The following is a 22,991-nucleotide window of genomic DNA, read 5'->3' as shown; positions in this document are numbered from 1 at the left end:
TCGAACCGTGAACATCGTCGTCGGAGTCACGGGCGGCATCGCCGCGTACAAGACGGTGCACCTGGTGCGCCTGCTCATCAAGGCCGGGCACGAGGTGACGGTGATCCCCACTGAGGATGCGCTGCGCTTCGTCGGCCTGCCCACCTGGGAGTCGATCAGCCGCAACGCCGTCACCACCAGCGTGCACGAGGACGTCGCGCGGGTCCGGCACGTCGCCCTCGGCCAGGCGGCCGAGCTCGTGATCGTCGCCCCCGCCACCGCCAACACCATTGCCAGGATGGTCGCGGGCCTGGCCGACGACCTGCTCGGCACCACGCTGCTCGCCACGACCGCGCCGGTCGCGGTCGCCCCGGCGATGCACACCGAGATGTGGCGGCATCCGGCCACCCAGGCCAACATCGCGACCCTGCACGAGCGCGGCGTCGCGATCCTCGGACCCGCGGAGGGCGAGCTGACCGGGGGAGACTCCGGCCCCGGACGGATGCTCGAGCCCGAGCAGATCATGGATGCCGCCCTCGGGCTGCTCGCCGAGCGCGACCTCGACGGCCTGCGCGTCGCGGTGTCGGCCGGGGGCACCCGCGAACCTCTCGACCCGGTGCGCTTCCTCGGCAACCGCTCCAGCGGACGGCAGGGCGTCGCCCTGGCGCTGGCCGCAGCGGATCGGGGAGCGGAGGTCGTGCTCGTGGCCGCGAACATCGAGGATGCCGTGCTGGCGGGAGCCGCGCGGCATCCGCTCATCACCGTCGAACGCGCCGGGACGGCGGCCGAACTCGGCGACGCGATGCGGGCGGCGTCCGAGGACGCCGCCGTGATCGTGATGGCCGCGGCCGTCGCCGACTACCGGCCCGCCGAGGTCGCCGAGGGCAAGCTCAGCAAGGAGTCGGGGCTGCTGGAGAGCATCGAGCTCGTGCAGAACGAGGACATCGTCGCGTCGCTGGCCGCACGACGGCATCCGGGTCAGATCGTCGTCGCCTTCGCCGCCGAGACCCCGCAGGACGGCGAGGAGATGCTCGCCCGCGCGCGCCGTAAGCGCGAGCGCAAGGGCGTCGATCTGCTGGTCGTGAACGAGGTCGGCTGGGATCGCGGCTTCGAGGCTCTCGAGAACGCCGTGCAGGTGATCGGCGAGGGTGGAGCGGTGCTCGCCAGGGCGGCGGGTTCGAAGCGCGACGTCGCCGACGACATCTGGGATGTGATCGCCCAGAGCCTGGGTTAGGGATCAGAGCTCCGGATCAGAGGCCAAAGCCTCTATTGCGCCCTCTTCCCACCCGGAAGGCTGGATTCATCGGATCCCGCACCGCGGGTACGGAAGAAGGAGCACCCCTTGTCCAGCATGACCGCCACGATCCCCCTCGTCACCGGAACGACCCGCGTCGCCGGAACGACCCGCACGGCCGGCGCCTCCGCAGCGAAGAGCACCCCGGCCGCCGTCACGGCGAGCCTGTCGCTCACCGCTCGTCGCGCCCTCGCCGTGCTGCGGCTCGCGGTCGGGTTCATCTTCCTGTGGCCGTTCCTCGACAAGACGTTCGGCCTGGGATTCGCGACACCCGCCGAGGCCGCCTGGGTCAACGGAGGCTCGCCCGCCCAGGGCTTCCTGAACAGCCCGATGATCAAGGGCCCGTTCGAGGCGTTCTTCCGCTCGCTGGCCACCCCGCTCACCGACGTGCTGTTCATGGTCGGTCTGCTCGCCGTCGGCACCGCCGTCATCCTCGGCATCGGCACCCGGGTCGCCGCGGTCGCCGGCACCACGATGATGCTGCTGATGTACCTCGCCGAGTGGCCGTTCGTCGCGAATGCCGGCAGCACCAACCCGCTCGTCGACTACCACATCGTCTACGCGCTCGCCCTGATCGCCGTCGCCGCGGTCGGCGCCGGAGCCACCTGGGGCCTCGGCGCCTGGTGGGCCCGTCTGCCGCTCGTGCAGAAGAACCGCTGGCTGATCTGAACCGAGCCGGATGCCGCCCCGCGCCCTGTGCGCGGGGCGGCATCCGTCGTTTCGCGGTCAGTCGCGCCGCTGCGAGACACGGTACACGGCGGCCTGGGTGCGCCGGGTCATGCCGAGCTTGCGCAGCAGCGCGGACACGTAGTTCTTGACGGTCTTCTCGACCAGGTTCAGCCGCTCGCCGATCTCGCGATTGGTGAGCCCGTCGGCGATCAGATCGAGGATCTGCCGCTCACGCGGCGTCAGCTTGGCGCGCACCGGGTCGTGACCGCGCTCGCGGATCCGCTCGGCGGCGCGGGCTCCGTGCAGAGTGCGGCCGGCGGCCACCGCACGGATGCCGTCCAGCAGACCGTTCGCCTTGATGTCCTTCAGCACGTACCCGGAGGCGCCCGCCAGCACGGCCGCCTCCGCCGCGCGGTCGTCGTCGAACGCGGTGAGGATCAGGCACGCCACCTGCGGGTGCGCGGAGCGGATGTCGCGGCACACGTCGATGCCGTCGCCGTCGGGCAGGCGCATGTCGAGCACGGCGACGTCGGGCAGCAGCGCCGCCGTGCGGGTGAGCGCCTGGCGTGCATCGGCGGCCTCGCCGACGACCTCCATGTCGGGCGCCGAATCGATCAGGCCGACGACGCCCCGGCGGACCAGCTCATGGTCGTCCAGGACCAGCACGCGGATCATGGATGCTCCCTTCCCACGGCATCCGGTCCCGCGGCATCCGGTCCCGCGGCATCCGGCCCTGCGGCATCCGGCCCCTGATCGTCGAGTGGCACCCGCCACTCCGCGATCGTCCCCCCGCCGGGCCGTGGCGTCAGGGTGAAGAAGCCGCCGCGGGTCCCTGCCCGCACCTGCAGGTTGTGCATGCCGCTGCGGCGGCGCCGCGCGGGGTCGACGCCGGTGCCGTCGTCCACCACGCGCACGATGACCTGCCCCTCGTGCACGCTCACGCGGACGGCGACCTCGCGGGCGCGGGCGTGCCGCACGACGTTCGACAGGCACTCGCGCACCACGGCCGAGATCTCGGATGCCAGCGCCGCCCCGATCTCGTGGTCCACGGGCCCCCGGAAGACCATACGAGGGGCTGCGGGCAGCAGGGTGCGGTACTCGGCGACCACGTCGACGATGCGATCGCGCAGGGCGGTCTGGTCGTCCTCGGGGTCGTGCAGGGCGAAGATCGCGGTGCGGATCTCGGCGATCGCCTCATCGAGCGCGTCGATCTGCTCGTTCAGCCGCTCGGTCACCTGCGCATCCTGCGTCTGCGCGCCGACCAGCTGCAGCTGCATCCCGGTGGCGAACAGGCGCTGGATGACGTGATCGTGCAGGTCGCGTGCGATGCGGCTGCGCTCCTCGAACAGCGCGAGGCGGTGCCGGTCGTTGCGGGCGCGGGTGAGTTCCTTGGCGTCGTTCGCGTCGGAGATCAGCCGCTCGCTGCGCAGGATCTCGTCGTCGGTGAAGTCGCGGTCGCGCAGCCGGCGGGCCAGCAGCACGCCGATGTCCGATCCGTCGGGGCCTGCCACCCGCAGCGTGAACCCGGTGCCGAAGGTCAGGCTGTCGCCGGTGAAGGTGTGGATCGTGGTCTGGGTGAAGCCGCCGCGCGCGGTGGCCAGCAGCTGGCGTGACACCTGGTGGAAGGTGGGCAGCACCACGCCCTCGAGCTGCCGGGCGAGGTCGTCGCCGCGCACCGTCGCCAGGCGCACCGCCCCCTGCTCGGCCGGGCGCAGCACGGCGACCAGCGCCGCACCGGTGAGATCGGCGAGCAGTTCGGCCAGCAACTGCAGCGGCTGCCACGCGTCCTCCTGCAGGAACGCGGCACGCAGCTCGGCGGTCGCGGCGGCCCAGCGCTCGCCCACGCGCGCCGCCTCCTGCAGCTCGCGCAGTCGCTCGTCGGGGTTCGTCACGCCGTGATCCTACTGAGGCGGCGAAGATGTTGCTCCGGATCGGGCCGTGAGATAAAGTTGAGTCATCACCACTCAACTTTGATGGGAGTCTCTCAGGAGGACCGGATGACCAACCCCGCACAGAACACCGATGGGCAGGACGGGCAGCAGAGCGCCCTCGAGCAGTTCGGCATCAACCTGACCGATCGCGCCCGGCAGGGCAAGCTCGATCCGGTGATCGGCCGCGACAGCGAGATCCGGCGTGTGAGCCAGGTGCTCACCCGTCGCACGAAGAACAACCCCGTGCTGATCGGTGAGCCCGGCGTCGGCAAGACCGCCGTGGTCGAGGGGCTCGCTCAGCGCATCGTCGCGGGAGACGTCGCCGAATCCCTCAAGGACAAAGAGCTCGTCTCGCTGGACATCTCGGCCCTCGTCGCCGGCGCCATGTACCGCGGCCAGTTCGAGGAGCGGCTGAAGAGCGTGCTCAAGGAGATCACCGAGTCCGACGGCAAGGTCATCACCTTCATCGACGAGCTGCACGTGCTCATGGGCGCGGGTGGCGGCGAGGGGTCGGTCGCGGCATCCAACATGCTCAAGCCCATGCTCGCCCGCGGCGAGCTGCGCATGATCGGCGCCACCACCCTCAACGAGTACCGGGAGTTCATCGAGAAGGATGCCGCCCTCGAGCGCCGCTTCCAGCAGGTGTACGTCGGCGAGCCCTCGGTCGAGGACACGATCGCCATCCTCCGCGGGCTGAAGGGCCGCTACGAGGCGCACCACGGGGTGACGATCTCCGACAGCGCGCTGGTCGCCGCCGCCGCCCTGTCGAACCGGTACCTGCCGGCCCGCCAGCTGCCCGACAAGGCCATCGACCTGATCGACGAGGCCATGTCGCGGCTGAAGATGGAGATCGACTCGTCGCCGGTCGAGATCGACGAGCTCAAGCGCCAGGTCGACCGCATGAAGCTCGAAGAGCTGGCGTTGAAGAAGGAGAAGGACGATGCCTCCAAGGAGCGCCTGGCGACCCTGCGCGAGCAGCTGACCGAGATGGAGCGCGAGCTCGCCGGGCTGCAGGAGCGCTGGGCGCGCGAGCGGCAGGGCCTGAACCGCGTCGGCGAGCTGAAGAAGCAGCTCGACGACGCCGTCACCCAGCGCGACCTCGCGATGCGCAACGCCGACTACACGACGGCGTCCAAGCTCGAGTACGAGACCATCAAGCGCCTCGAGCGCGACATCGCCGAGGCCGAGCAGGCCGAGGCCGCCACGGCATCCGAGGGCCGGATGGTCAACGAACAGGTCACCGACGAAGACATCGCGGCGGTGATCGCCGCGTGGACCGGCATCCCCGTGGGCCGGCTGCTGCAGGGCGAGAGTGAGAAGCTGCTGCACCTCGAGAACGAGCTGGGGAGGCGCCTGATCGGCCAGAAGGAGGCGGTCAGGGCGGTGTCGGATGCCGTCCGGCGCTCGCGCGCCGGGATCAGCGACCCGGGGCGCCCGACCGGTTCGTTCCTGTTCCTCGGCCCCACCGGCGTCGGCAAGACCGAGCTGGCCAAAGCGCTCGCCGAGTTCCTCTTCGACGACGAGCACGCCATGGTGCGCATCGACATGTCGGAGTACGGCGAGAAGCACTCCGTCTCGCGGCTGGTCGGCGCCCCTCCCGGCTACATCGGCTACGAGCAGGGCGGTCAGCTCACCGAGGCCGTGCGTCGTCGCCCCTACAGCGTCGTGCTGCTCGACGAGGTCGAGAAGGCGCACCCCGAGGTGTTCGACGTGCTGCTGCAGGTGCTCGACGACGGGCGGCTCACCGACGGCCAGGGGCGCACGGTCGACTTCTCGAACGTCATCCTGATCCTCACCTCGAACATCGGCTCGCCGATCCTCATCGACCCGGTCATGTCGGCCGACGAGAAGCGCGACGCGGTGATGGGGCTGGTGCGGCAGTCGTTCCGGCCCGAGTTCCTGAACCGCCTGGATGACATCGTGATGTTCTCCGCGCTCAGCGAGGACGACCTCGCGCAGATCGTCGAGCTCTCGGTCGACCACCTGCAGCGGCGCCTGCACGACCGCCGGCTCACGCTGGCCGTCACGCCCGACGCCCGGTCGTGGCTGGCGGAGCGCGGCTACGACCCGGTGTTCGGTGCGCGTCCGCTGCGCCGGCTCATCCAGGCCGAGGTGCAGAACCGGCTCGCGACCGCGCTGCTGTCGGGCAACGTGCACGACGGCGACACGGTGCGCGTCGACGTCGCCGCCGACGGCACGGGCCTGGCCCTCACCACCCAGCCCTGACCCGCCCCCGTGCCCCGCCCCCCGTCTATTTGTCACGAAGTCTCGCTACCGCCCGAGTTTTCCGGCACTTCGTGACAAATAGACGGAGAGAGCGGGGGGCGCGGAGCCGGGGGGCGCGGGGTCAGGGGGTGGGGTGGGAGGTGTGCCAGTGCTCGGGGCCGAGTGAGCCGGCGGGGTATTCCTCCAGGGGCACGGCGCGACGGGCCCAGGCATCCCGCACCGGCTGGATGATCCGCCAGCTCTCCTCGGCCTCGTCCGCGCGCACCGACAGGGCGACCTCGCCGTCGAGCAACTCGTCGAGCACCTCTTCGTACGACCGCCGCTGGCCTTCGCCGAGATCGGCGACGAGGTCCTCATGCCGCAGCGTGAACGGATCGTCGCCGCCGGTCACGTGCAGGCGCAGGTGCATCTCGTCGGGGCCGAGTGAGAACGTCAGCCGGCCGCCGTCCTCGGGCGTGCCCGCAAGCCCTGGCGGCACGTGCCGCACGGGCTTGAAGGTCACGACGATCTCCGACCACTTGCGCTCCATGGCCTTGCCCGAGCGCAGCACGAACGGCACGCCCGCCCAGCGATCGCTGCCGATCTCGAACACGACCTCGGCGAGGGTCTCGGTCTGCGCCTCGGCATCCACCCCCTCTTCGTCGGCGTACGAGGGCAGTTCGCGATCGCCGATCCTGCCGGCGGTGTACCGCGCCCGGCGCGACCAGCGCTCGGCGTCGCCGTCGCGCACCCGCGTGGCGCGCAGCACCGCCGCCTTCGCATCGCGCAGATCGCGCTCGTCGAGGGTGGCGGGCGGATCCATCGCGACCAGGGCGAGCACCTGCAGCAGGTGGCTCTGGATCATGTCGATCATCGCACCGGCGTGGTCGTAGTAGCGGGCGCGGCCCTCGAGGGCGACGCTCTCGTCGAAGCGGATCAGCACCTGCTCGACGTGCTCGGCCGACCAGACCGGCTCCCAGATCCGGTTCGCCAGCCGCACCCCGAGCAGGTTCAGCAGCGTCGAGCGGCCCAGGAAATGATCGACCCGGAAGATCCGCCGCTCGGGCACCAGCGCCAGCAGCTTCTCGTTGAGCAGCCTCGCACTGGCCTCGTCTTCGCCGAACGGCTTCTCCATCGCCAGCACCGTGCCCTCGGGCAGGGTGAGACCCTTCATCGCGTCGATCGCCGCCCGTGTGACCGCGGGCGGAAGGGCGAAGTACAGCACGGTCGACGGCGTCATCCCCGCGACCAGCGCCGAGACCGCGGACGGGTCGGTGACATCGGCCTGCCGGTAGTCGGCGAGCTCGACCTGCTCGATCGCGCCGGGAGTGCCGGCGAAGGCCTGCTCGACGGTGGCGCGCCAGGTCGCAGCATCCCAGTCCTCGGTGCCCGACCCGCGCAGGATCACCCGCCGCTCGGGATTCTTGTGCAGCTGCGCGGCCAGTGATGGCAGCAGCAGGCGCGAGGTGAGGTCGCCGGTGGCGCCCAGGATGAACAGGGTGGTTGTCGGCATGGGGCAGACAATAGTCGTGCTGGGGCAGAAAGCAAGGGTCCTGGCGCCGGCGCGGTGCGGGTGGAAGACTCCCGAGAATGGCTTCGCGCATCGAGGACTACGCCCTGCTCAGCAACTGCCGCACCGCCGCACTCGTGTCACTGGTGGGCAGCATCGACTGGCTCTGCCTGCCGCGACTGGACTCGCCCAGCACGTTCGCAGCGCTGCTGGGCGACGAGGATCACGGCCGGTGGGAGGTGCGCCCCGCCGATCCGGATGCCGTTGCCACGCGGCACTACGACGACGACACCTTCGTGCTGATCACCCGGTGGGAGAGCGCGGATGCCGTCGCCGAGGTGCACGACTTCATGCCGATAGACCCGAATCCCCGTGTCGACATCCGCCGCTCGGATGTGATCCGCCGCGTCGTCGGCGTGCAGGGGACGATGCGGTTCGAGCAGCGGATCAGCATCCGATTCGACTATTCGCGCGCGATGCCGTGGGTGCGGCAGACCGGGACGGCGAGTGAGCCCGAGGTGGTCGCCATGGCGGGGCCGGATGCGCTGGTGCTGCGCGGCGCCGCATTGAAGGCCGGCGGCCACCGGCATCACGGCGACCTCACGGTGGCGGCCGGCGAGCAGCGCGACCTGCATCTGACGTGGTTCCCGTCGTACCGCCCGGTGCCCGATCCGCTGGACGTCGACGAGCAGCTCGAGCGCACCAAGCAGTGGTGGCAGACCTGGGCCGACCGCATCGAGCACAGTGGTCCGCACCACGAGAAGGTCGTGCGGTCGCTGCTGATCCTGCGCGCCCTCACGAACCACGAGACCGGCGGCATCGCGGCCGCGGCGACCATGGCCCTGCCCGAGGAGATCGGCGGGGAGCGCAACTGGGACTACCGCTACGTGTGGCTGCGGGATGCCGCACTCACGCTCGAGGCGCTGCTCGACCACGGCTTCGTCGGGCTCGCCGAGCGCTGGCGGGAATGGCTGCTGCGCGCGGTGGCGGGGGATCCCGCCGAGCTGCAGATCATGTACGGGCTCGCGGGGGAGCGCAGCCTGACGGAGTGGATCCTCGCCGCGCTTCCCGGCTACGAGGGATCGGGGCCGGTGCGGGTCGGCAACGGCGCCGCCTCGCAGTACCAGGCGGATGTCGTGGGCGAGGTGCTCGTCACCCTCTCGGCCGCCCGTGACGCCGGCCTCGAGGAGACCGCGTTCTCGTGGCCGCTGGAGCGGCAGCTGCTGCGGTTCGCCGCCGAGCAGATCGACCGGCCCGACCACGGGCTGTGGGAGATCCGTGGCGATCCGCACATGTTCACGCACTCGCGCGCGATGATCTGGGCGGCGTTCGACCGCGGCGTGCGCGCGGTCGAGGAGCGCGGGCTGGACGGTCCGGTCGACGAGTGGCGCGCGCTGCGGGATCGGATGCGGGAGGAGATCGACCGCGACGGCGTGACCAACGGGCACTTCACGCAGCACTACGGCACCACCGCCGTGGACGCCTCACTGCTGCTGCTCGCCGAGGTCGGCTTCTGCACGCCCGACGACCCGCGGATGCTCGCCACCGTCGAGCAGATCGAGCAGACGCTGCTGCACGACGGACTCGTGTTGCGCTACCGCACCGAGACCGGCGTCGACGGCATCAAGGGCGACGAGAGTCCGTTCCTGGCCTGCTCGTTCTGGCTCGTCGAGCAGTATGCGGCGACCGGGCGGCTCGACGAGGCCGAGGCGCTGATGGCGCGGCTGTGCGCGCTGACCAACGACGTCGGGATGCTGTCGGAGGAGTACGACCCGGTCGCGCGACGCCAGATCGGCAACACCCCGCAGGCGTTCTCGCACCTCGCGCTGGTGCGCGCGGCGGACGCCCTGACGCGCGCCGAGCTGCGCCCGCGCTGAGCTGGGGGGACGCTCAGCGCGGGCAGTCGGGGTCAGGCGCTGAGCAGCACCGTCGCGTCGATCGGGCGGCGCACGCGCGGCGCGACCTCGCGCTGCTGCAGCGGCTCGGGCAGCGAAGCCGGGTCGCCGAGTTCGCCGATGGCAAGGACGGTCATCGGCGCGAACCGCTCGTCGAGGCCGGCGATCTCGCGGATGCGCTGGGCGACGAACCCACCCATCTGGTGCACGACGAGGCCGTCGTGGTGGGCCTGCACCGAAAGGTGCGCGACAGCCTGGCCGAGGTCGTAGGCGGCGTGGTGGATGGGCGTGCCCTCGTCGGTGGCCGTCTCGGCGACGGCGACCAGCAGCACCGCGGCGTCGCCGGCCCACGCCTGGTTGAAGCCCATCAGGGCGGAGTGGATGCCGTGGTGCAGCGCGCTCCCGCGGCGGGCGACGATGAAGCGCCAGGGCTGCGAGTTGCCCGAACTCGGCGCCCACCGGGCGGCTTCGAGGGCCGAGGCGAACTTGGCCTCATCGATCGGCGTGGCCGGGTCGAACGCGCGGGGGCTCCACCGCTCGGCGAGCACGTCGAGAACGGGGTGCTCGGTGGGGGCGGTGCGGTCGAGGACGGTGGTGCTCATGAGGGCGGGCCTTCCGGTCGGGGCGGACTGATCCGGACCCCGTCGTCCTGACGCTTCCAACCATTCTATTCACCCGCATATTCCTCATCGCGCGCACGGATCTGCACCCGCCGCCCGGCGACTCACCCCCGCAGCGCGTCGGCGAGCTTCACGCGCGCCCCCATGCGCAGCAGCGAGTTCTCGTAGATCTTCGCGCCCACCAGGATCGCACCGAGGCACGTCACGACCAGGATCACGAGCGACAGCAGCGGCTCCCACCACTGCGCCTCGCCCACGAACAGTCGCACCGGCATCGCCACCGGCGCCGAGAACGGCACGTACGACATGATCGTGAGCACCAGGTCGTTGTCGTTGAAGAAGATCACCAGGAAGTACGGCGCCATCACCAGCATCATCAGCGGCATCGTGGTCGAGCCGATGTCCTCCTGGCGCGACACCATCGCGGCCGCCGCGGCATAGAGCGCGGCCAGCAGCACGAAGCCGAGCAGGAAGAACACCGCGAACCACAGCACCGGCGCCCCGATCCCCGCCAGCAGCGCGTTCTGCCCCGTCACGATCAGCCCGATCACGGCGATGGCCACCAGCAGCACGATCTGGGCCATGGCCAGCACGGTGTTGCCGATCACCTTGCCCGCCAGCAGCGCCCGGGCAGGGATCGCCGAGATGAGCAGCTCGACCACGCGGGTCTGCTTCTCCTCCACAACGCTCTGCGCGATCGTGCCGCCGAAGGTCGAGGCGGCCATCAGGAACACGATCCCGAAGCCGATGGCGACGAGGTACCGCACGAACGGGTCGGTGCCCGCCGGCCGCAGGATCTCGACGGCCGGTGTCTGCGACAGCCCCATCACCAGGCTCGTCGGCGCATTCTCCTTGGCGAGGATGACCACACCGCCGTCGCCGGGCACCACCGCCGCAATCACCTCGTCGGTGAGCACGAGCTGCTCCGCCGCATCACGGTCGGCGACCTCGGTCACCTCGACGTTCGGCAGTGCCTCGACCGCGGATGCCGTCTGCGCGGTCGCGGCCACGGCATCCGGTGTCGGCGATGCGCTCGCGAAACCGCCGATGAGCACCCCGGCGAGGGCGATCAGCAGCAGGATGCCGGTGGAGATCATGAAGGCCTTGCTGCGCAGCTTCGAGCCGATCTCGCGCTCGGCGACGAGCCAGACCGCCTGGGCGGTCGCGGTCGATTCCGAAGCAGGACGGGGGATCACTGGATGACCTCCTTGAAGATCTGGGCGAGGGAGGGATGCCGTGGTGCGAAGCCCGCGACGTCGCCGCGGTCGACGGCCTGCCGCAGCACGCGCTGGGCGGTGGCGGGGGCATCGACCTCGAACAGCGCCGAGCCGCCCTCGAAGTCGACCACCGAGACGCCCGGCTCGGCGCGCAGCCAGCCCGTGTCTGCGGCGGAGTCGAGCTGGTACCGCAGCGTGGAGTGCCGGGTGCGCAGCTCGTCGCGGGAGCCGGCGGCGCGGATCGTGCCGCCGGCGATGATGATCAGGTCGTCGCACAGCCGCTCGACCACGTCGAGCTGGTGCGACGAGAACAGGATCGACACGCCCATCGCGGCGCGGCGCTGCAGCACCTCGGCGACGACGTCGACGGCGAGCGGATCCAGCCCCGAGAACGGCTCGTCGAGGATGAGCACCTCGGGGTCGTGCACGAGCGCCGCGGCGATCTGCGCCCGCTGCTGATTGCCCAGCGACAGCGACTCGATCGTGTCGTTCAGTCGCTCGCCGAGTCCGAGCTCCTCGAGCAGCGCGGTGGCACGCACCGTGGCATCCGCCTTGCCGAACCCGTGCAGCCGCGCGAGGTAGACCACCTGCTCGAGCACCTTCATCTTCGGGTACAGCCCGCGCTCCTCCGGCATGTACCCGAATCGCCGCCGGTCGGCGGTCGTCACCGGAGCGCCGGCGAGGGTCACGGTGCCGGCGTCGGCGGCGAGCACGCCGAGGATGATCCGCATGGTGGTCGTCTTGCCCGCGCCGTTGCCGCCCACGAAACCGGTCAGCCGGCCGGGTTCGACATCGAAGCGGATGCCGTCGAGCACGACCCGTGAACCGTAGCTCTTGGTGATGCCGTCGAGATGCAGCCTGCCCGTGGTCATCTGGTCTCACTCCGTCCTGTACGGCGCGGTTCGGCGCGTCGCATGACTCCACGCTACGAAGCCGGGCGCCCGCCGGCATCCCCCCGGCGACGGATCAGTGCGGATCGGTGCGGATCGAGCCGGATCCGCCCTGCTCCACCTGATCCGCCTCGCGGTGGAGTCAGCGCCGCCCGAGGTGCAGAATGCCGCGCACCAGCAGCCCGGCGACCAGCGCCCAGAACGCCGCGCTGATGCCCAGCAGAGCGACGCCGGATGCCGCGACGAGGAAGGTGACGACGGCCGGCATCCGCTCGCCCGGGTCGTCGATGGCCTGTTGCACGGCCGAGCCGAACGCGCCGAACAGGGCGAGGCCGGCGACGGCCGGGATGACCGCGGCGGGGGCGAGCAGCACGAGCGCCGCGAACACGGCCGACATGCCGCCCAATACGAGGTACGAGACCCCGGTTGACACCCCGGCCACCCAGCGGCGGCGCGGGTCGGGATCGGCATCCGGTGCGGCGGCGAGGGCCGCGCTGATCGCCGCGAGGTTGATGGCGTGCCCGCCGAAGGGCGCACCGATAGCCGAGCCGATGCCCGTGACGAGCATCGCCGGGCGCCACGGCACCTCGTAGCCGAAGCTGCGCATCACGGCCACCCCCGGCACGTTCTGCGACGCCATCGTGACGATGAACAGCGGCAGGGCGACGCCGACGATCGACCCGACGGTGAAGGCGGGCGCCGTGAACTGCAGGGTGGGCAGCAGCACGCCCGGATCGACCTCGACGCCTGCCGCCGCGATTCCGGCGATCACCACGATCGTCGCCGCCGCGAACGCCGCCGGCACCGCCCACCGTGGCGCGAGCCGGACGACGATGAGCCACGCGATCACGACGGGTGCCACGCCCCAGGGATTCTCGACCAGGCCGGTGATGGGGGCGAGGCACAGCGGCAGCAGCACACCTGCCAGCATCGCCTGTGCGATGGACGGCGGGATGGCGGCGATGAGCATGCCCAGGCGAGGCGCCAGCGCGGTGAGCAAGATGAGCGCCGCGACCACCAGGAAGGCCCCGACCGCGGCGGGCCACCCGCCATCGACGGCGCTCACTGCGGCCAGCAGCGCGGCGCCCGGTGTCGACCACGCCGAGGTGATCGGCATCCGGTACCGCCAGGCGAGCACGATGCAGGCGGCGCCCATCGTGAGGCTGAGGATCAGCAGGCCGCTCGCGGCCTGCGTGGGTGTCGCGCCGACGGCATCCAGCCCGGTGAGCACCACGACGAACGAGCTCGTGAATCCGACCAGCGCGGTCACGATCCCGGCGGTGATCGGCCGGGAGAGGGAGGTGCGGGCGGTGTCTGTCATCGTCTCCTCATCGAGGCGGGCCCTCCGAGCGTAGCGGGAGCTCACACCGGATTTTTACATGCACGGGAATAGAGTTGTTGATCGGCGGGTTGAACCCCGCTGTCATCCGTTTCACACGACAAGGACTCACATGACCACCATCGGCTACATCGTCGGCAGCATCTCCAGCACCTCCATCAACCGCACCCTCGCCACCGCGCTGGCGAAGCTCGCGCCGGAGGGCGTGGAGTTCGTCGAGATCCCGATCAAGGACCTGCCGTTCTACTCGCCCGACCACGACGCCGACTTCCCGCAGGTCGCCCGCGACTTCAAGCAGGCCCTCGCCGACGTCGACGGCGTGATCATCGTGACCCCCGAGTACAGCCGCTCGATCCCCGGCGTGCTGAAGAACGCCCTCGACTGGTCGTCGCGCCCCTACGGCCAGAACTCGTTCGACCACAAGCCCACCGCCGTCATCGGCGCCTCGGGCGGCGGCATCGCGACCGCGGCCGCGCAGCAGCACCTGCGCGCCATCCTCGGCCACTTCAACGCCACCACCATGGGCCAGCCCGAGGGCTTCATCCAGCTGACCCCCGGCCTCATCGACGCCGACGGCAGCATCACCGTGGAGAGCACCCGCGAGTTCCTCGGCTTCTACCTGCAGTCGTTCCTCAACCTCATCACGCGCGTCGAGACCGCTCGCCGTCACGCCGCCTGATCGGACAAGGACCCGATCTCCTCAGATCGCTAAATCGGATGCCCCGGCGCCCTGCGGCCCGGGGCATCCGTCGTCTCTGCGTGTGTGGCGACGCGTGCGGGTCAGGTCAGTCCGTGCCGGTGGGCGAGCACGATCGCCTGCACCCGGTCGCGCGCACCGAGCTTCTGCAGCACCCGTGACACGTGCGTCTTCACGGTGGCCTCGCCGATGAACAGCGCCGCGGCGATCTCGGCGTTGCTATGGGCATCAGCCATCAGGGCGAGCACCTCGCCCTCGCGCTCGGTGAGGGGTTCGGCGAGGATGCGGGGGACGGTTCGCGTCGGTGGCTGGGGCCCTTCGAGAGCCTCAGGGACCCAGGTGGTCGGCGGCTGGGGCCCTTCGAGAGCCTCAGGGACCCAGGTGGTCGGCGGCTGGGGCCCTTCGAGAGCCTCAGGGACCCAGGTGGTCGGCGGCTGGGGCCCTTCGAGAGCCTCAGGGACGCAGCCGGGAGTCTCAGGGACCCGGCCGGCGGCGCGAGGGGCGGATGCCGTGAAGCGGGCGAGCACGCGGCGGGTGACCTCGGGGGCGAGGATGCCGTCGCCGGCGGCCAGCGCCCGCACCGCCGTGATCAGCTCTTCCGGCCCGGCGTTCTTGAGCAGGAAGCCGCCGGCCCCGGCATCCAGCGCCTGGAACAGGTAGTCGTCGCGATCGAAGGTGGTCACGATGCCGACGGATGCCTTCACCGCCGGGTCCGCGACGATCCGCCGGGTCGCCTCGATGCCGTCCATGTCGGGCATCTGCACGTCCATCGTGATGACGTCCGGCTGCAGCCGGACGGCCAGGGCCACCGCATCCGCTCCGGTCGCCGCCTCGCCGACGATCTCGATGTCGGGCTGCGTGCCCAGGATCGTGCGGAAGCCCGCGCGCAGCATCGCGTGGTCGTCCACGAGCAGCACCCGGATCATCGCGTGGCCCCCTGTCCGACGGGCACGCGCGCCCGCACGCGGAACCCGCCCTGCGGGCGTGGTCCGAGGTCGATCGTGCCGCCGGAGGCCAGGGCGCGTTCGCGCATGCCGAGCTGGCCGAGGCCGGGACGCGGCGGGCCGATCACGCGGCCCGTGTTGACGACCTCGAGCTCCACGGCATCCGGGTCGTAGCGCACCCGCACGTCGGCCTCGGCGCCGGCACCCGCGTGGCGGCGGGCGTTGGTCAGCGCCTCCTGGGCGATGCGGTACAGGTTCACCCCGGTGGTGCTCGAGACCGGAACGGCCTCGCCGATCACGGCGAACGCGGTCGGCAGCCCGGCATCGCGCGAAGCCTCGACCAGGCGTGCGATGTCGCCGACCCCGAACGCCGACGAGCCCTCGTCGTCGTCGCCGTCGCCCGGGTCGCGCAGCGTCACCAGCAGCTGCCGGAAGTCGCCGATCGCCTCGCGGGAGGAATCCTCGATGCCCGCCAGCATCCGCTTCGCCTCGGCCGGGTCGCTGTCGACGACCAGCCGTGCGGCGCCGGCCTGCACCCCCATGACCGACACGTGGTGCGCGACGACGTCATGCAGCTCGCGGGCGATGCGCACGCGGTCGAGGGCGACCGCCTGCGCGGCGGTGACCTCGCGCTCGGCCTCGAGCTCACGGGTGCGCTGCTCGAGCGCGGAACGCTGGCCGGCGGCGAGCCAGGAGCGCTCGCCGAAGTAGTAGGCGCCGCCGAAGTAGAGCCCGTTCAGCAGCAGCTGGATCATCATGAACGCCACGTACGGCGAGAACATCCCTGCTGCCAGATCCGCATCCTCGGCGCCGTCGATCGCGTCGCGGTACATCACGACCACGAGCCAGATGAACATGCCGACGATGATCCCGACCCGCACCAGCATCGCCGCGCGGCGGTCGTTCATCCACGCACCCACCGTGTACAGCGCGATGAACATCGTGATGTTCAGCACGTACACCTCGGGCACCTTCAGGGTGACGCTCACGAAGAACACCAGTGCGATCACGATCGCGACGGCGGCCGGCCAGCGGCGCCGCACGGTCAGCGGGGCGCAGACGCCTGCGACCACCAGCAGCGCGGCCCACATCGGCGCCTGCTCCTCGCCGTACACCTGGGCGATCGTCGAGAGGCCCGCGCTGATGACACCGCCGACGAGGATCACCCCCGCCAGCAGCAGATCCTGGCGCAGATCGCGCGCGGTCGGCGTGCGCGTGAAGGCGATGGGCTCCGGCATCCTTCCACCGTAGGACGGCAGCCGGCGCCGGCACATCCGCCGTCCGGCGGATCTCGCGCGACTGCCGTGGACAAGTGGAGTCGTCAATTGCGAGTATCGACACATCGACACACGGAGGGCATCCGCAAGGGAGCACATCATGACCGGACGCATCATCATCGACCTGTTCACCACGCTCGACGGCGTCGCCCAGGCACCAGGCGGCCCCGACGAGGACGCCGACGGCGGGTTCCCGTACGGCGGGTGGCAGGCAGGGTACCCGAGCGCCGCGGTCGGCGAGAGCGTCATGGCCGGGATGCAGACCCTCGACGCGCTGCTGCTCGGGCGGCGCACCTACGACATCTTCGCCGCGTACTGGCCGCACCACACCGACGGCCCGGAGGGCGAGATCGGGCGGCTGTTCAACCGGGTTCCGAAGTACGTCGCCTCACGGGATGCCGGGATCACGCTCGACTGGGAGGGCGCGGTCCGCGTCGGCGGCGACCTCGCCGCCGAGGTCGCCGCGCTGCGCGAGAAGCACCAGGATGTGCACGTGATCGGCAGCGTCGACCTCGTGCAGACCCTGCTCGCCGCACAGCTGTACGACGAACTGCAGCTGTGGGTGTACCCGGTCGTGCTCGGCCAGGGCAAGAAGGTGTTCCCCGACGGCGCTGCCCCGCACAACATGCGGCTGCTGAGCGCCGAGACCGGCGACGGCGGCGCGCTGCTGCTGCGCTACGCCCCCGAGCCGGGCGAGGTGCGCACCGGCACGATGGGCTCCTAGCCCAGCATCCGCTCGATCACCTGCGCGACGCCGTCGTCGGCGTTCGACGCGGCGACCTCGTCGGCGGCATCGCGCACGACGTCGATCGCGTTGGCGACGGCGACGCCGTGGCCCGCCCACTCGAGCATCTCCAGGTCGTTGAGGGCATCGCCGAAGGCGAGCACCTCGTCGCGGCCGATGCCCAGATGCTCGCAGAGCTGCGCCAGTCCGGTCGCCTTGGTCACATCCTGCGCCATCACCTCGACGAACGGCGCCCCCGACAGGGTCGCCTCGAAGCCGGTGAGCCCCAGCGCCTGCAGCGCCGCGAAGATCTCGGGGATCGGCACGGATGCGTGCCGGATCACGAGCTTCAGGCTCGGGGCGGCGAGCACATCGGCCAGCGGTACGCCGCGCATCGTCGCGGGGTCGCGCTTGTGATCGCTCAGCTGCGCGAGCGCCGCGTAGCCCTCCTGCGCGATGAACCCCTCACCGGCGTCGCGCACGCTCGCGAAGACCAGATCGGGCAGCACGGCGCGCAGCGCCTCGGCCAGCTGCTGCTGCACATCCGCCGGGATCTCCTCGGCGAACAGGTGCTCGCCGGTGGTCAGGTGCACGCCGTATGCACCGTTGCCGCACAGCGCCCATTCGTCGAATCCGGCCTGCTCCGCGATCGGGCGCACGCCGATCGGCTGCCGCGCGGTCACCGGCACGGTGACGATCCCGGCGGCGCGGGCGGCATCCAGTGCGGCGCGCGTGCGGGCCGACACCCGGCCGGAGACGTCGAGCAGCGTCCCGTCGAGATCTGTGGCGATGAGGCGGATGCCGCTGGGCCCCTGAACCCGCGGCAGGGTCACGCGAAGATCATCGGCAGGTCGCCGTCGTCCTCGGCGCCGAAGTCCAGCTCGACCGCCACCGGCACGTGATCGCTGGGCTGCTCGCCCTTGCGCTCGTTGCGGTGGATGGCGGCTGCGGTCACGGCATCCGCGAAGCTCTTCGAACCCAGCACGAAGTCGATGCGCACGCCCTCGTTGCGGGGGAACTTCAGGCGCTGGTAGTCCCAGTAGGTGAAGCCCTCGGGGATCAGCGGACGCACCACGTCGCGCACCCCGGCCGATTCGAGTGCGAAGAACGCGTCGCGCTCGGGCGGCGAGACGTGCGTCGAGCGGCCCACGACGATGTCGGGGTCGCCGTTGTCGTGGTCGAAGGGGATGATGTTGAAGTCGCCGACCAGTGCGAGCGGCAGGTCGGGGTCGGCGGCGAGCTCGGCTGCGGTGGCCGTGCGCAGCGCCTCGAGCCAGTGCAGCTTGTAGTCGTAGTGCTCGTCGCCGAGCGCGCGGCCGTTGGGCACGTACAGGCTCCACACCCGCACGCCGTCGACCATCACGCCCAGCGCGCGTGCCTCGAGCGGAGCATCCGGGCCCTCATGCCCCTTCGCGAAGCCGGGCTGCCCCGCGAACGAGGTGCGCACGTCGGTCATCGGCAGGCGGCTGGCGATCGCGACGCCGTTCCACTGGTTCAGGCCATGCGCCTCGACCTGGTACCCCGCCTCTTCGAAGGCCTCGTAGGGGAACTGCTCGGGCTTGCACTTGATCTCCTGGAAGGCGAGCACGTCGATGTCCTCGCGCACCGCGAAGTCCACGGCACGGCCCACGCGCGTGCGGATCGAGTTGATGTTCCAGGTGGCCAGACGCATGCGTCCAGCCTACGGGCGACCGCCGACGTCGCTCACCGCTCGGCGGGGTCTCCCGTGCCGATCAGGATGCCGCGGGCGAGGGTGTGGAAGTGCCGGTTGAAGCCCAGCACGCCCGGAGTCGCGCCGGCGTCGAGGTCGAGGGTCGCGACGTCGAGCGCGTCGACGACGAAGAAGTACCGGTGCACGCCGGTGCCGGCGGGCGGGGCGGCACCGAGGTAGCGCTCCAGCCGAGCCTCGTTGGGCAGCACGACGCTGCCGTCCGGCAGGCTCTGCGCTGTGCCGTCGCCGCTGTCGAGGCGACGCAGATCGGCCGGCAGGTTGTACGCCGCCCAGTGCCAGTAGCCCGAGCCGGTCGGCGCATCCGGGTCGAGGCACGAGATCGCGAAGCTGAGCGTACCGGCCGGCGGATCCGACCACTCCAGGGTCGGATGCCGGTCCTCACCGGACCGGTTCGACGACCACGCGAAACCCGGCAGCGGGCCGCCGGCGGCGAAGTCGAGGCTGGTCAGCTCGAGCGGTGCCACCGGTCGCAGCTCTGCGAGGGCGGCGTAGGGATCGTGCGAGAACATGTGTCGAACCTCCTGTCCCCACGCTAGCCAGCCGCGGCCTCGGAGTCAGCACCCTGCGCGAATACACTGGATGCCGTGACCGATCTCGCCGCTGACCGCCAGGCCCTGCTCGACCTCATCACCGCCGAGGCGGTGTTCCACGGCGACTTCACCCTCTCGAGCGGCAAGAAGGCGACGTACTACGTCGACATGCGCAAGCTCACCCTCGACCACCGCGCCGCCCCGGCCATCGGCCGCATCATGCGCGATCTCATCAAGGAGCACGACGTCGCCGCGGTCGGCGGGCTCACCCTGGGGGCAGACCCCATCGCGAACGCAGTGATGCACGCCTCGGCAGGCACCGACCGGCCGCTGGACGCGTTCGTCGTGCGCAAGGAGCCCAAGGACCACGGCCGCGGCCGCCAGGTCGAGGGCGCCGACGTCGCCGGCAGGCGCGTCGTCGTGCTCGAAGACACCTCGACCACCGGGCAGTCGGCGCTGAAGGCCGTCGAGGTGCTGCGCCGCGAGGGCGCCGAGGTCGTCGCCGTCGCCGTGATCGTCGACCGCAAGACCGGTGCGCAGGCCGCCATCGAGGCCGAGGGCCTGCAGTGGCTGGCCGCGTTCGACCTCGACGACCTGGGCCTCGACCCGCAGTAAGCCTGGCTCAGGGGCGGATGCCGTCAGGGGCGCTTGCCTACCGAGGCATCCGCCACGATCTTCGCGATCCGCGCCGAGCGCGTCTCGGCGCGCTTGGCCGTGGCGATGTGCGTGAGGCCGAGCTTGCGCACCGACTTCGGGAACCCGTCCCACGCCGCGCGAGCGGCGGGCACGGCATCCAGCGCGGCGGTGAGCTCGGCCGGCTCGATGCCGGCCTCTGGGCCGTCGAGCATGGTCCACGAGCCGTCGGCCTTCGCCGCCTCGATCACGCGAATGCCGGCCGGGGCGAGCAGCCCCGCCGCCTCGAGCTCGGCCAGGCGCGCCTTGTTCGTCGCCGCCCAGCCGCTGCCACGGCGTCGAGGCGAGAACCACTGGCCCACCGATCCCTCGGCGAAGGTGCGCACCGGGCCGTCGATCCATCCGAAGCAGAGTGCGTGGCGGACGGCATCCTCGTAGCCGATGCCATCGGCGGACGCGCCGCGCACGTTCAGCAGCCAGACGCCGGCGGCGCTCGCGTAGTGCTCTTCGAGCCAGGCGCGCCAGCCTGCGGCATCCGCGGCGGTCACCTGCTCGCCGTCGTCCAGTGCTCCCACCCGTGGCCCCCGTCCGTGTTCCGGCTCAGCCTACGACGGGGCTGGGACATCGGGGCTGGGACATCGGGGCTGGGACATCGGGCTGGTGGTCAGGGGCGCGGGCCCCGCGGACGATCCTCGTCGTTCCAGGGACCCTCATACCACTCGCCACCGTCGTCGCGCCTGCGCGGCTTGAGCAGCTGGTACACGAGCAGCGACAGCGCCGAGAGGATGATCAGAGCCGTCACCAGGAAGAGCAGATCCTGCTGGGTCATCGGGCCTCCGCGGTCGGTTCGTCGGGATGCGCACAGCTTACGGTGCGCGGCACAGCCTACGGGCGCGGCTGGGTGCGGGTGAGCGCGGCTCAGGCGCTCAGCCAGACGATCCCGGCCGCCCCGTCGGGGAGATCGGCCGGCCGGCCGTCGAGCAGGATGCCGTCGGCGCCGGTCACCGCGATCTCGCAGCCGACGCTCACACCCGCGTCCTCGAGGGCCTGCAGCAGCTCGGGGTCGCGGTCGCTCACACGCAGCACGCGGCCGGTGTGACCGGCTGGGGCGTCGGCGAGCAGCACGAACGGCTCGCGCTGCACCCCGCCCTCCGCATCCGGGATCGCGTCGCCGTGCGGGTCGAACCGCGGGCGTCCGAGCCGCTCGTCGATGGCGTCCAGCAGCCGGTCGCTGATGGTGTGCTCGAGCACCTCGGCCTCGTCGTGCACCTCGTGCCAGGCGTAGCCGAACTCGCGCACCAGCCACGTCTCGATCAGCCGGTGCCGGCGCAGCATCTGCAGGGCGCGGTCGCGTCCGGCATCCGTCAGCCGCACGGCGCCGTAGGGCACGTGCGAGATGAGACCCGCTGCGGCGAGCTTCTTGACCATCTCGGTGACGCTCGACGGCGCGATGCTCAGCGCGGCCGCGAGCTGCGAGGGCATGATCGGCGAGTCCTGCCACTCGGTGTGCGAGTAGACCGTCTTCAGATAGTCGTCGAAGGCGGGGGAGGGCATCGTCAGCCTCCCAGGGCGGCGAGCAGGCGGAAGGCCTCGCCGCCGGCGAAGAACAGCGTCGCGAAGCCGGCCATCACGGCCAGCAGCGACAGCCGGCCGTCGTAGTCGTTCACGCCGCGCACTCCCAGCGCACGGGCGCGGAAGCCGAAGAACAGCGCCAGCGCGCCCAGCCCCAGCTGCACCCACGGGCCGCCCGCCGGCAGCAGCTTCGGCATGGCGACCAGCAGCACGCCGAGTGCCGCCGCGACGAGCGCGAAGGCAGTCGCGAGGCGCACGGAGCGGCGCGCCTCGGAGTCGTCGCGGTGCTTCCTGGCGGGGGCGGTGGGCATGCATCGAGCCTACCGGCTGGGTCGAACGGCACAGCCGGGTGTGCTGCCTCGCCGGGCTGGGTCCCTGAGGCTCACGAAGGGCCCCGGCGGGAACCGCGGCTACGCTGAACGGAATGGACGAGCAGACCCCCGAGGCGACCCCCGAGCGCACCACACACGGGGTCGGCCCGTGGCAGGGGGAGTGGCCCGCGGAGGATCACTACGACCCCGAGCTGCTCGCCCACGGCGACACCCGCAACGTGATCGATCGCTACCGCTACTGGCGCATGGAGGCCATCGTCGCCGACCTCGACCTGCAGCGGCATCCGTTCCACGTCGCGATCGAGAACTGGCAGCACGACATGAACATCGGCTCGATCGTGCGCAGCGCCAACGCGTTCCTCGCCGACACCGTGCACATCATCGGGCGTCGGCGCTGGAACAAGCGCGGCGCCATGGTCACCGACCGCTACCAGCACGTCGTGCACCACCCCGACGTGGAGTCTTTCGCGTCGTGGGCGGCTGCCGAGGGCATCCCGATCATCGCGGTCGACAACGTCGGCGAGGCGGTTCCCGTCGACCGCGCCGAACTGCCGCAGCGCTGCGCGCTGCTGTTCGGGCAGGAGGGGCCGGGCCTGTCGTCCGAGGCGCTCGCCGCGGCGTCGGGTCACATCGAGATCACGCAGTACGGCTCGACGCGATCCATCAACGCCAGCGCCGCCGCGGCTGTCGTCATGTACGAGTGGTGCCGCCGGTACGCCTGAATCGCCGTCGACGGCTCGTCTCAGTCGCGCTGGATGCCGAAGGTGTGCTTCATCAGCGCGTTGATGTCGCCGTCGATGCGGTCCAGTCTGCGGTGTACGCCCCGGATCTCCGTGCGGATGATCCGCACGAACATGGTCGACATCAAGGTGAGCATGCCGAACAGCCCTGCGGCGAAGACGCCGATGAGCGTCCATACCTGCGGTTCGTTCATGGTCAGCATCCCTCCATCATGACTCGTGTCACTTCTCTGCACCACAGCACCTCACCCATCCGGGTGA

25 protein-coding genes are annotated in these 22,991 nt (G+C 71.1%); 8 read left to right on the top strand and 17 right to left on the bottom strand.

What is annotated here, in order from left to right; all coding sequences use genetic code 11:
• The first annotated feature begins 7 nt into the window (after positions 1-7).
• Both coaBC and H7694_RS15180 read left to right on the top strand, forming a co-directional pair.
• A complete protein-coding gene (coaBC, locus tag H7694_RS15185; RefSeq protein WP_193597276.1) occupies positions 8-1,213 on the top strand; it encodes a bifunctional phosphopantothenoylcysteine decarboxylase/phosphopantothenate--cysteine ligase CoaBC in 1,206 nt (401 codons plus the stop codon).
• Positions 1,214-1,330: 117 nt separating this feature from the next.
• Positions 1,331-1,942, top strand: a complete 612-nt coding sequence (locus H7694_RS15180; protein ID WP_193599267.1) for a DoxX family membrane protein — start codon at positions 1,331-1,333, stop codon at positions 1,940-1,942.
• Between the two features lie 57 nt (positions 1,943-1,999).
• Here the strand turns inward: H7694_RS15180 and H7694_RS15175 are convergent, their stop codons facing one another.
• Positions 2,000-2,617: a response regulator gene (locus tag H7694_RS15175; protein WP_193597275.1), complete on the bottom strand. Its 618-nt coding sequence runs from the start codon at positions 2,615-2,617 to the stop codon at positions 2,000-2,002.
• Positions 2,614-3,834: a sensor histidine kinase gene (locus H7694_RS15170; protein WP_193597274.1), complete on the bottom strand. Its 1,221-nt coding sequence runs from the start codon at positions 3,832-3,834 to the stop codon at positions 2,614-2,616. The genes H7694_RS15175 and H7694_RS15170 overlap by 4 nt, the downstream gene beginning before the upstream one ends.
• A 105-nt stretch (positions 3,835-3,939) precedes the next feature.
• Between H7694_RS15170 and H7694_RS15165 the strand changes: the two genes are divergently transcribed.
• Entirely contained in the window at positions 3,940-6,099 is a 2,160-nt protein-coding gene (locus H7694_RS15165; RefSeq protein ID WP_193597273.1) for an ATP-dependent Clp protease ATP-binding subunit, read from the top strand.
• 121 nt (positions 6,100-6,220) lie between these two features.
• Here the strand turns inward: H7694_RS15165 and H7694_RS15160 are convergent, their stop codons facing one another.
• Positions 6,221-7,591, bottom strand: coding sequence for a glucose-6-phosphate dehydrogenase (locus H7694_RS15160; protein WP_193597272.1), 1,371 nt, complete (start codon positions 7,589-7,591; stop codon positions 6,221-6,223).
• Positions 7,592-7,668: 77 nt separating this feature from the next.
• Between H7694_RS15160 and H7694_RS15155 the strand changes: the two genes are divergently transcribed.
• Positions 7,669-9,465: a glycoside hydrolase family 15 protein gene (locus H7694_RS15155; RefSeq protein ID WP_193597271.1), complete on the top strand. Its 1,797-nt coding sequence runs from the start codon at positions 7,669-7,671 to the stop codon at positions 9,463-9,465.
• A gap of 32 nt (positions 9,466-9,497) precedes the next feature.
• On the opposite strand, the gene H7694_RS15150 is transcribed toward H7694_RS15155, so the two are convergent.
• The 4 genes from H7694_RS15150 to H7694_RS15135 form a co-directional block, all read right to left on the bottom strand.
• Positions 9,498-10,085, bottom strand: a complete 588-nt coding sequence (locus tag H7694_RS15150) for a nitroreductase family protein (RefSeq protein ID WP_193597270.1) — start codon at positions 10,083-10,085, stop codon at positions 9,498-9,500.
• A gap of 122 nt (positions 10,086-10,207) precedes the next feature.
• Positions 10,208-11,299, bottom strand: a complete 1,092-nt coding sequence (locus H7694_RS15145; protein ID WP_227468169.1) for an ABC transporter permease — start codon at positions 11,297-11,299, stop codon at positions 10,208-10,210.
• Complete coding sequence (locus H7694_RS15140) at positions 11,296-12,192, bottom strand: ABC transporter ATP-binding protein (RefSeq protein ID WP_193597269.1); 897 nt, start codon at positions 12,190-12,192, stop codon at positions 11,296-11,298. The genes H7694_RS15145 and H7694_RS15140 overlap by 4 nt, the downstream gene beginning before the upstream one ends.
• 160 nt (positions 12,193-12,352) lie before the next feature.
• Positions 12,353-13,531, bottom strand: coding sequence for a benzoate/H(+) symporter BenE family transporter (locus tag H7694_RS15135; protein ID WP_193597268.1), 1,179 nt, complete (start codon positions 13,529-13,531; stop codon positions 12,353-12,355).
• A gap of 130 nt (positions 13,532-13,661) precedes the next feature.
• On the opposite strand from H7694_RS15135, the gene H7694_RS15130 reads away from it, so the two are divergent.
• The gene (locus H7694_RS15130) at positions 13,662-14,228 is read left to right on the top strand and encodes an NADPH-dependent FMN reductase (RefSeq protein WP_193597267.1); all 567 of its coding nucleotides are present in this window, start codon (positions 13,662-13,664) and stop codon (positions 14,226-14,228) included.
• Positions 14,229-14,329: 101 nt separating this feature from the next.
• On the opposite strand, the gene H7694_RS15125 is transcribed toward H7694_RS15130, so the two are convergent.
• Positions 14,330-15,172, bottom strand: a complete 843-nt coding sequence (locus tag H7694_RS15125; RefSeq protein WP_193597266.1) for a response regulator — start codon at positions 15,170-15,172, stop codon at positions 14,330-14,332.
• The gene (locus tag H7694_RS15120) at positions 15,169-16,428 is read right to left on the bottom strand and encodes a sensor histidine kinase (protein ID WP_193597265.1); all 1,260 of its coding nucleotides are present in this window, start codon (positions 16,426-16,428) and stop codon (positions 15,169-15,171) included. Before H7694_RS15120 ends, H7694_RS15125 begins: the two co-directional genes overlap by 4 nt.
• A gap of 139 nt (positions 16,429-16,567) precedes the next feature.
• On the opposite strand from H7694_RS15120, the gene H7694_RS15115 reads away from it, so the two are divergent.
• A complete protein-coding gene (locus tag H7694_RS15115) occupies positions 16,568-17,191 on the top strand; it encodes a dihydrofolate reductase family protein (RefSeq protein WP_193597264.1) in 624 nt (207 codons plus the stop codon).
• On the opposite strand, the gene H7694_RS15110 is transcribed toward H7694_RS15115, so the two are convergent.
• The 3 genes from H7694_RS15110 to H7694_RS15100 are packed head-to-tail and all read right to left on the bottom strand — an operon-like array spanning position 17,188 to position 19,432.
• Positions 17,188-18,024: a Cof-type HAD-IIB family hydrolase gene (locus H7694_RS15110; RefSeq protein WP_227468168.1), complete on the bottom strand. Its 837-nt coding sequence runs from the start codon at positions 18,022-18,024 to the stop codon at positions 17,188-17,190. The genes H7694_RS15115 and H7694_RS15110 overlap by 4 nt on opposite strands.
• Positions 18,021-18,863 carry an exodeoxyribonuclease III gene (locus H7694_RS15105; RefSeq protein ID WP_193597263.1) on the bottom strand — a complete coding sequence of 281 codons (843 nt, stop codon included), beginning with the start codon at positions 18,861-18,863 and terminating at the stop codon, positions 18,021-18,023. The genes H7694_RS15110 and H7694_RS15105 overlap by 4 nt, the downstream gene beginning before the upstream one ends.
• Before the next feature lie 32 nt (positions 18,864-18,895).
• A complete protein-coding gene (locus H7694_RS15100) occupies positions 18,896-19,432 on the bottom strand; it encodes a YbhB/YbcL family Raf kinase inhibitor-like protein (protein ID WP_193597262.1) in 537 nt (178 codons plus the stop codon).
• Positions 19,433-19,507: 75 nt separating this feature from the next.
• Here H7694_RS15100 and pyrE point away from each other — a divergent pair, with 75 nt between their 5' ends.
• Positions 19,508-20,068: an orotate phosphoribosyltransferase gene (pyrE, locus tag H7694_RS15095; protein ID WP_193597261.1), complete on the top strand. Its 561-nt coding sequence runs from the start codon at positions 19,508-19,510 to the stop codon at positions 20,066-20,068.
• Between the two features lie 23 nt (positions 20,069-20,091).
• Here pyrE and H7694_RS15090 read toward each other — a convergent pair whose 3' ends face one another.
• The 4 genes from H7694_RS15090 to H7694_RS15075 all read right to left on the bottom strand — a co-directional run bounded on the left by H7694_RS15090 (position 20,092) and on the right by H7694_RS15075 (position 21,969).
• Positions 20,092-20,661, bottom strand: coding sequence for a YdeI/OmpD-associated family protein (locus H7694_RS15090; RefSeq protein ID WP_193597260.1), 570 nt, complete (start codon positions 20,659-20,661; stop codon positions 20,092-20,094).
• Positions 20,662-20,750: 89 nt separating this feature from the next.
• Entirely contained in the window at positions 20,751-20,915 is a 165-nt protein-coding gene (locus tag H7694_RS15085) for a hypothetical protein (protein ID WP_193597259.1), read from the bottom strand.
• A gap of 89 nt (positions 20,916-21,004) precedes the next feature.
• Positions 21,005-21,640 (bottom strand): metal-dependent transcriptional regulator, encoded by a 636-nt coding sequence (locus H7694_RS15080; RefSeq protein WP_193597258.1) that lies wholly within the window; start codon positions 21,638-21,640, stop codon positions 21,005-21,007.
• 2 nt (positions 21,641-21,642) lie between these two features.
• Positions 21,643-21,969 (bottom strand): hypothetical protein, encoded by a 327-nt coding sequence (locus H7694_RS15075; protein ID WP_193597257.1) that lies wholly within the window; start codon positions 21,967-21,969, stop codon positions 21,643-21,645.
• 113 nt (positions 21,970-22,082) lie between these two features.
• Between H7694_RS15075 and H7694_RS15070 the strand changes: the two genes are divergently transcribed.
• On the top strand, positions 22,083-22,712 hold the full coding sequence (locus H7694_RS15070; RefSeq protein WP_193597256.1) for a TrmH family RNA methyltransferase: 630 nt from the start codon (positions 22,083-22,085) through the stop codon (positions 22,710-22,712).
• A 20-nt stretch (positions 22,713-22,732) separates the two neighbouring features.
• Here H7694_RS15070 and H7694_RS15065 read toward each other — a convergent pair whose 3' ends face one another.
• Positions 22,733-22,924, bottom strand: a complete 192-nt coding sequence (locus H7694_RS15065) for a hypothetical protein (protein ID WP_193597255.1) — start codon at positions 22,922-22,924, stop codon at positions 22,733-22,735.
• Positions 22,925-22,991: the final 67 nt, after the last annotated feature.

It is taken from the genome of Microbacterium sp. YJN-G (assembly GCF_015040615.1).
Lineage (GTDB): Bacteria > Actinomycetota > Actinomycetes > Actinomycetales > Microbacteriaceae > Microbacterium.
Note: the sequence above shows the minus strand (reverse complement) of the source record. Positions and strands in the feature narration are given on the sequence as shown.

Bases quoted from the DNA above. Each gene is read 5' to 3' on its own strand.
- H7694_RS15150 (WP_193597270.1), bottom strand. From the start codon at position 10,085: ATGAGCACCACCGTCCTCGACCGCACCGCCCCCACCGAGCACCCCGTT.
- H7694_RS15065 (WP_193597255.1), bottom strand. From the start codon at position 22,924: ATGAACGAACCGCAGGTATGGACGCTCATCGGCGTCTTCGCCGCAGGG.
- H7694_RS15085 (WP_193597259.1), bottom strand. From the start codon at position 20,915: ATGACCCAGCAGGATCTGCTCTTCCTGGTGACGGCTCTGATCATCCTC.
- H7694_RS15130 (WP_193597267.1), top strand. From the start codon at position 13,662: ATGACCACCATCGGCTACATCGTCGGCAGCATCTCCAGCACCTCCATC.
- H7694_RS15120 (WP_193597265.1), bottom strand. From the start codon at position 16,428: ATGCCGGAGCCCATCGCCTTCACGCGCACGCCGACCGCGCGCGATCTG.
- H7694_RS15125 (WP_193597266.1), bottom strand. From the start codon at position 15,172: ATGATCCGGGTGCTGCTCGTGGACGACCACGCGATGCTGCGCGCGGGC.
- H7694_RS15115 (WP_193597264.1), top strand. From the start codon at position 16,568: ATGACCGGACGCATCATCATCGACCTGTTCACCACGCTCGACGGCGTC.
- H7694_RS15155 (WP_193597271.1), top strand. From the start codon at position 7,669: ATGGCTTCGCGCATCGAGGACTACGCCCTGCTCAGCAACTGCCGCACC.
- H7694_RS15070 (WP_193597256.1), top strand. From the start codon at position 22,083: ATGGACGAGCAGACCCCCGAGGCGACCCCCGAGCGCACCACACACGGG.
- H7694_RS15140 (WP_193597269.1), bottom strand. From the start codon at position 12,192: ATGACCACGGGCAGGCTGCATCTCGACGGCATCACCAAGAGCTACGGT.
- H7694_RS15180 (WP_193599267.1), top strand. From the start codon at position 1,331: ATGACCGCCACGATCCCCCTCGTCACCGGAACGACCCGCGTCGCCGGA.
- H7694_RS15080 (WP_193597258.1), bottom strand. From the start codon at position 21,640: ATGCCCTCCCCCGCCTTCGACGACTATCTGAAGACGGTCTACTCGCAC.
- H7694_RS15165 (WP_193597273.1), top strand. From the start codon at position 3,940: ATGACCAACCCCGCACAGAACACCGATGGGCAGGACGGGCAGCAGAGC.
- H7694_RS15160 (WP_193597272.1), bottom strand. From the start codon at position 7,591: ATGCCGACAACCACCCTGTTCATCCTGGGCGCCACCGGCGACCTCACC.
- H7694_RS15105 (WP_193597263.1), bottom strand. From the start codon at position 18,863: ATGCGTCTGGCCACCTGGAACATCAACTCGATCCGCACGCGCGTGGGC.
- H7694_RS15135 (WP_193597268.1), bottom strand. From the start codon at position 13,531: ATGACAGACACCGCCCGCACCTCCCTCTCCCGGCCGATCACCGCCGGG.
- H7694_RS15175 (WP_193597275.1), bottom strand. From the start codon at position 2,617: ATGATCCGCGTGCTGGTCCTGGACGACCATGAGCTGGTCCGCCGGGGC.
- H7694_RS15100 (WP_193597262.1), bottom strand. From the start codon at position 19,432: ATGTTCTCGCACGATCCCTACGCCGCCCTCGCAGAGCTGCGACCGGTG.
- H7694_RS15075 (WP_193597257.1), bottom strand. From the start codon at position 21,969: ATGCCCACCGCCCCCGCCAGGAAGCACCGCGACGACTCCGAGGCGCGC.